The sequence below is a fragment of the Flavobacterium sp. UGB4466 genome (assembly GCF_903469665.1).
In the GTDB taxonomy this organism is placed as follows: domain Bacteria; phylum Bacteroidota; class Bacteroidia; order Flavobacteriales; family Flavobacteriaceae; genus Flavobacterium; species Flavobacterium lipolyticum.
The window spans coordinates 62,880-69,068 of sequence record NZ_CAGKLC010000018.1; the positions used below are offsets into that span (position 1 = coordinate 62,880).

A 6,189-nucleotide genomic window follows, 5' to 3' on the forward strand; every position below is an offset into this window, starting at 1 on the left:
ACTTTATTTACTTATACTTCTTACAACTACCAGTAGCTTCCCGCCAGGAACGTAAGCCTGATAAAAGTGACGGATTTGTTTTTGGATAAATCGATTTCCCCGGTTAAAGTTTCCATCTGATCATCGCCATAGAAAATGGCATATAAACCGTCTTCAAAAGCAACGATGGCATTTTCCTGCGCTTTGACCAAATCTACTTTGTTGTGGTTGTACAGTGCGCCAAAACCAACTTTTCCCGTATCGGTTAAAATGGGAAGGTAATTTTCTTTTGGAAAATGGATTTTGTCTTCGTCCTCAAACTCAAAGGAAGAAGAATGAAACAACTCTACCTGATGTTTTACAATTAGTTCTAAGAAAGTACGAACAGTAACGATTGAAGTGGTAATATCTAAACTGATGTTTTTTTCCTGAAGTATAGGATGTTTTTTCCCTAATTGTCTGACTGATATACTTATATTCATTTTTTACCGGCTTTTATTTTCAACCTGTAAAATAAGAATTTTATAGCAAGATCTTCTTAAAAGAACGTCTTTTAAATGTTAAAAAATCCTACGAAAAAAAGCAGCATTAGATTTCAAAAAAATACCCTGCAAATCAGTATTTGCAGGGTTTGGATTATTATTGGAATGTCGTTTTCAGAAAATCAAAAAAACTTAATTTGCTTTTATCACACTAATTTTTTCCAGAGTAACTTTAGCGTCTCCGCCTCCGGTCTTTTTAATTATAACTTGAAAATTCGCATTCGTATTCACTAAGTCATCTGAAATATAATAGGCATATTTAAGTTTTACTCCATCTTCACCAATTTCATGATTCTTTCCAATTCCGTGATCATGAGCAACTCCAAAGAAAGTCATCATTCCCACATACTGGTCTTTTTTTCCGGGATAACGAAGATAAACCGTATAATAATCACTTGGTTCTTTGTAAACAGACACATCCAGATTCAGAATTAATCTGGAATTGGCAGTTCTAAAAACTTTATTGGTATTTCTTGCAAAGGTACTGCTCACTTTATGGGTAAAAGCCGAAGTGCCTAATACTTTACCTACTTTCTGTTCCCAAACTACTTCTTCTTTAGCATCCTGAAAGGAGATTCTGGTTTTTACCTTATTTTCATTAGCCGCTAATACCGGAGTTTTAGATCCGTAAAGCAAATCATCGTATTTGTAATCTAAATTAAAAACGATGTTGTAGACTTCCTCCATGGTATAAGTGATACGGCCTCCGTCTGGAGTGATAAACTCATACGGCCACGGATTCGCTTTTAATTCTTCTAAACTTGGACGCTGACCAAGTTCCGAAACATCCCACGATTCCCAAATACGATCGACCATACTATGATGCAGCCAAAAAATAGGATCGAATCCGGCCGACTCAACATTGGCCATTAAACCCGAAGTTACTATCTGATATATTTCGTTGTAATGCTGTTCAGGCGGATGAGCATATCTCCCACCAATAAGATTGTGCATATAACCATGAGGCTGACCTTCAAGACTACTACTAAATCCGGCCTCACCTGCAAAAGAAGGGTTTTTTCTTAATTCTTCTATTGAATTTCGAATACTGGCCAACTGCTCGGGAAGGATTGGTTTTCCATTGTTCAAAATAGTATAGCGCGCTGCGGTATACAAAGAACCTGATGGCTCCCTAAAAGGTTCGGCCATAATATTCTGAGATTCTTCTTTACTGCCGTAGTTCCAGTACGGAAGTGCAAAATCTGCTTTTCCGGACAATTCTCTAACAATTTTTTCTAAATACCAGATGTACATTCTGTGCCATAAAAGAAAATTTAAAGCTGCATTATTAGTGTCAGTGTGTGTACAATCTGCCCAGGCCCATAATTTATCATCAATAGTCTGATATTGCGGACAGAGCTTATTGGGACCTGTTATCTTTTCGGGGATATTATGAATTGCGCCTTGGTAATACCAGGAAATACCTTTCTCACAGCCCGCTTCGCGCATTTTCTTAAAAGCCACTTTCATCGCCTCAAGATTGGCTTTCCCCTGAGGCGTATTGGCATTCCAGCGAATATACTTCGCATCCGCTTTACTCTGACCATAGGACAATCCCGAGATCAGAATAACTAAAAATAAGTTAGTAATTTTTTTCATTTTTTTTGTTTTTGGGTTATTAATAAATTGGTAGTTAACATTAAAGCACTTCGACTTCAAAAGTTAAAATCTGAGCATACTTAGGATTTGCTTTGTCATAGATTTTAAATTTCACCGTTCCGTTGCCTATTTTGCTGGCAGGAATTACATGGATGGCAATAAAGCCCTGCTGATCCGGATTAAGTTTATTAAAAGAGGATCCTTTCGGAATTCCAATCTGGCAGGCACCGTGCTGGCACATCGAGCAATCCCACTCCTTTGGGAATGTATTCGATACAGTCTCCCAAACCAGATAGATTGGTTTATTTGAAATATTTTCGACCTTGATTTTCGAAATGTCAAGCCGTTTGTTTTTCAGTACACTTTCTTTATTGACCGCAGTTCCTACTACCGAAAATGTAGGTTTGTTTTGCGCAAATGAAATAGAAACCGAAAAAAGGAGTATCCAATAAAAGTACAGTTGTTTCATAGCCGTGGGGTTAAATTTTAATTAAAAACAGCAATAGCCGTTTCGTAAACTTTCTTTTTTGAAATAGGATTAGTAAAATGGTACATCAGTTGTTCTGTATCTCCCACATTTTCCAGGGAAACGAGTATTTCCATACTTTCTCCCGCATGTAGTGCCGCTGTGCATCCGTTAGCTGATTCTGTTAGAGCGGTCTCACTCCCAAACCTCAGCTTTAATTTTGCGTTAGGCGGAAATACAATTTCATGAAAATACAATCCCGAATTGACCAATCGAAGCAGCACCGCCTCGTTTTTACGATCTAACGATTGCAAACCATTGGTTTCGGAAGCAACTTTACCATTAATCAAAAAATAATTGGGTTGGTAGGGAGGCAGAACAATAGGTTTATTTCGAGAATCGTATTCGGTACCCATGATGGCATCGGTGTGCCATTTTGTATCCAGTTCGTTGCTGCACCAAAGAATTTCACGCAAGGGCTCAGGCGTCTCAGAATCCTTTTCTTTTGGTTCAATAATAATAAGACCAAACATTCCCGCCTGAAGGTTGAACGGATAATTTTCGGGACTGTAATACAAATAGGTACCCGGTTTTTCGGCCCAAAAAGAATAAAACCCATGCTCCATGTGATGAATGGCCTCTTTTTTCTTCATCACCTTATTGTTTTTATCCCATTGAACAAAATCAATTTCTTTGCAAAATAAAGAGACCGGATTTCCCTGCGAAATGCTCCAAAAATCAACCCGAACAGTATCGCCAACCTTTGCCCTTATCTCAGATCCCGGCAAAGTAACCTGCCCCGAAAGAGAGTTCGTAAAACCAAAAGTCCGGACAGAGACGTTATTTTTAAGCAGTAGTTTTCCTGTTGTTCTCCCGATCACTAAATGTTCGTTTTGAGAAAACAAAAACAGATTGCTTAGTAAAAAGCAAAAGAGCACTATGGATTTGGGGCATCCTTTCATTTCTTAACTTAAATCTTTCACTGCCAACACATTCGGCAATGCAATTCAAATTTAAAATTAATGCCGGTTTTGAGACCCCGTAGAAATACCTGATTTTGTAGTAAAAATCTGCCTTGAGTTTTGTTTTTTAAGAATATAATTCTTCTTTGATGCGAATCGGGTTTTGAAGGATCAGGGGAGGTAGAATTGTGGTGTGAGGTAGAAAACGGTGTCGATAAAGAATAGATTCCCTTGAAACGTCAAAACATTTTCATCATGTAAATCTTCGAGAATAATACCCAATTCGGGATTAAAATAATCATTATTTCTAGTGCTAACAAAACCATTTGAAGTCAAAAAAACTTTTACATTTTCTAATTCTGTATCACTATCAGAATCTACGAATCTTTGCTCTACAACTGCATACAATATAGTATCCTGTTCCGAAAATCCAATTAATTGATATGCTGTGTCAGAAAAAAAATAATTATGCAGCAGTAAATTATTCAAATAATCTTCCCATGTTTCATAATAGATACTGTCATTCAATTTGATCACTTTATGCTTATTTTGAAGATACACTTTTTGCTCAGCGCCCGAAGATATGAAAGCATTGATGTTAATTCCGGTAATCCAGAAAGAATTCCTTTCGCAGAATTCTTTTATTAACGCTGTTTCTTCACTTTTGATTTGCTTGCCAGACTTAAGCGTTCTGCCTGTGCTCGTGCCTTTTCTAAGGTAACGGGAGACTGTTTGGATAGTATCTCCATGCCTAACTTGGCCCTTTCCTGAAATGATATTTTGTAGTTCATTTTTCATGAAGTTTATCATGCAAATATAAATATTTTAAACTTACTATTTACCTGACGAAATAAAGCCTTGTAAAAGTAAGAAAAAGAATATATTTATAACGGATAAAAAAACACCCGGTAGTACATTACCAAATTAGCCTTGTATTTTACGGATCGCTGTTTTTATCAAAAAAAATAAATATCTTTGAATTATGAGCACAGCAACCAGACCCAGAAATATTGGCCGAAATATCAGCCGTATCAGAGAACTTCGCGGAATGAAACAAGGAGCACTTGCAGATGCCATTGGCACAAGCCAGCAAACTATTTCAAGTATTGAAACCAGCGAAACTGTTGATTTCGAAAAATTGGTACAAATTGCAAAAGCACTTGGCGTAACAGTAGAAGCGATTGAAAATTTTACAGAGGAATCTGTTTTTAATTTCTTTAATAATTTTTACGATAATAGTTCAAGTCAAGGAAATAGCTTTAATCAAGGTATGAATGCTACTTTTAACCCTCTTGATAAAGTGATCGAGCTTTACGAACGTTTGGTTCAGGCTGAAAAAGATAAGGTCGAATACTTAGAAAAGTTGATGAAATTGAAATAAGAGATTTTCTTTTTATATAAAATTGAAAAGCGCAAACTTTTGAGGGTTTGCGCTTTTTTGGGTTTTGCTATTACTGCTATTTACTTTATTATCTAAAATATTTTATTCATTTGAAAATATTTGCTTATGATTGTCGCTACGAAGTCGGGAGACTTCGCAGAGCGGGGTAAGCTCTAGGTACGAGATGCCCCTTTTTTAAATTTACTTAGATCAATAGATCCAACTATTTTAGGTTTCGGTAATTGAGGAAACTCACTTTTTAAAGTTTCAGTTTCAATACTAACATTTAATTCTATCATACTACCTGCAATTTTATCAGTCAAAACAGAATTTTTATGAACTTCATTATTATTTATACTTTCCTCCAAAATTTCAGTTTTATCTTTATCAATTTTTCGTACGAGCCAAGCCTGTAAGCCATCATATCTAAAACTAATATAAAACTTGACTTTTGAAGTTTCGTCTTTCCCTTTTTCAAATTTTCCTACTACTGGCACAAAGAAAGCTTCTAATCCACATTTAAGTTTAATTTTCCCTTTTTGTCTATCATCTATAGTAGTTATAATACCTTCAACTTCCTGAAGCTTTGAATCATCTTCAAATAGTTTTAGCCCTTCATTTTTCATTGAACCTAATTCTACATAACTTAATATTTTCTTAGAACCAGTTCCCACTCCATACCATTCAAAATTAAACTTATCATTAGTTGTAATTTCTTTGCATTCTTTTATGTAATCTTTTGTTTTATTTAATAGTATATCATTAAATGAATCACCTCCTTCAATCAATTGTATTGCGTTAAAAACATAATTATAATAAGTTGCTTCTAAATGAGATACTCTATTTTGTCCACTGTTATTATACCAAATTTTAATCTTATTTATTACATCTTCTAAACTCACATAAGTAGAATTATATCTGACACATTGCAACCAAAATTTATAATTACTCGAAACCTCAGGTTGATCATGTATATTACTTTCTATTACTTTTAAAATGTCTTTGCGCTCATAATCATTAATCATAGCCCAAGCAATTTTAATTTTTTTCACATCCCCACTAACCTTGTTAGCTAAAGTTGAAAGTACAAACATCTTTCTAAAATAAGGCCTACTGCTATTATGTGCTGTTTCAGACATATTTTTGTATTTACTAATAGACTTCGTAATATCACCTAATAATTTAAAAGTTTTTGCTTCTCCATCTTCAATCATATTTCTAGCTTTATTCATATGTTTTGCATTATCCATATCTGTAGAT

General features: G+C 35.1%; 7 protein-coding genes. 1 reads left to right on the forward strand and 6 read right to left on the reverse strand.

The features are described from left to right. Positions 1–26: 26 nt before the first annotated feature. The 5 genes from JO950_RS07325 to JO950_RS07345 form a co-directional block, all read right to left on the reverse strand. The gene (locus JO950_RS07325) at positions 27–461 is read right to left on the reverse strand and encodes a hypothetical protein (RefSeq protein ID WP_202702060.1); all 435 of its coding nucleotides are present in this window, start codon (positions 459–461) and stop codon (positions 27–29) included. A gap of 192 nt (positions 462–653) precedes the next feature. After that, the gene (locus tag JO950_RS07330) at positions 654–2,120 is read right to left on the reverse strand and encodes a tyrosinase family protein (RefSeq protein ID WP_202702061.1); all 1,467 of its coding nucleotides are present in this window, start codon (positions 2,118–2,120) and stop codon (positions 654–656) included. Positions 2,121–2,160: 40 nt separating this feature from the next. After that, positions 2,161–2,589, reverse strand: coding sequence for a hypothetical protein (locus tag JO950_RS07335; protein ID WP_202702062.1), 429 nt, complete (start codon positions 2,587–2,589; stop codon positions 2,161–2,163). Between the two features lie 17 nt (positions 2,590–2,606). Further along, the gene (locus tag JO950_RS07340; RefSeq protein ID WP_237732305.1) at positions 2,607–3,467 is read right to left on the reverse strand and encodes a multicopper oxidase domain-containing protein; all 861 of its coding nucleotides are present in this window, start codon (positions 3,465–3,467) and stop codon (positions 2,607–2,609) included. Between the two features lie 252 nt (positions 3,468–3,719). Further along, positions 3,720–4,346 carry a hypothetical protein gene (locus JO950_RS07345; RefSeq protein ID WP_202702063.1) on the reverse strand — a complete coding sequence of 209 codons (627 nt, stop codon included), beginning with the start codon at positions 4,344–4,346 and terminating at the stop codon, positions 3,720–3,722. Positions 4,347–4,530: 184 nt separating this feature from the next. On the opposite strand from JO950_RS07345, the gene JO950_RS07350 reads away from it, so the two are divergent. Then, positions 4,531–4,929 carry a helix-turn-helix domain-containing protein gene (locus JO950_RS07350; RefSeq protein ID WP_202702064.1) on the forward strand — a complete coding sequence of 133 codons (399 nt, stop codon included), beginning with the start codon at positions 4,531–4,533 and terminating at the stop codon, positions 4,927–4,929. 173 nt (positions 4,930–5,102) lie between these two features. Here JO950_RS07350 and JO950_RS07355 read toward each other — a convergent pair. Beyond that, the coding region (locus tag JO950_RS07355) for a hypothetical protein (RefSeq protein ID WP_237732306.1) at positions 5,103–6,189 on the reverse strand (1,087 nt) is incomplete at its 5' end.

Excerpts from the sequence above, each read along its gene's own strand:
- JO950_RS07325 (WP_202702060.1), bottom strand. The coding sequence starts at position 461 with ATGAATATAAGTATATCAGTCAGACAATTAGGGAAAAAACATCCTATA.
- JO950_RS07330 (WP_202702061.1), bottom strand. The coding sequence starts at position 2,120 with ATGAAAAAAATTACTAACTTATTTTTAGTTATTCTGATCTCGGGATTG.
- JO950_RS07335 (WP_202702062.1), bottom strand. The coding sequence starts at position 2,589 with ATGAAACAACTGTACTTTTATTGGATACTCCTTTTTTCGGTTTCTATT.
- JO950_RS07345 (WP_202702063.1), bottom strand. The coding sequence starts at position 4,346 with ATGAAAAATGAACTACAAAATATCATTTCAGGAAAGGGCCAAGTTAGG.
- JO950_RS07350 (WP_202702064.1), top strand. The coding sequence starts at position 4,531 with ATGAGCACAGCAACCAGACCCAGAAATATTGGCCGAAATATCAGCCGT.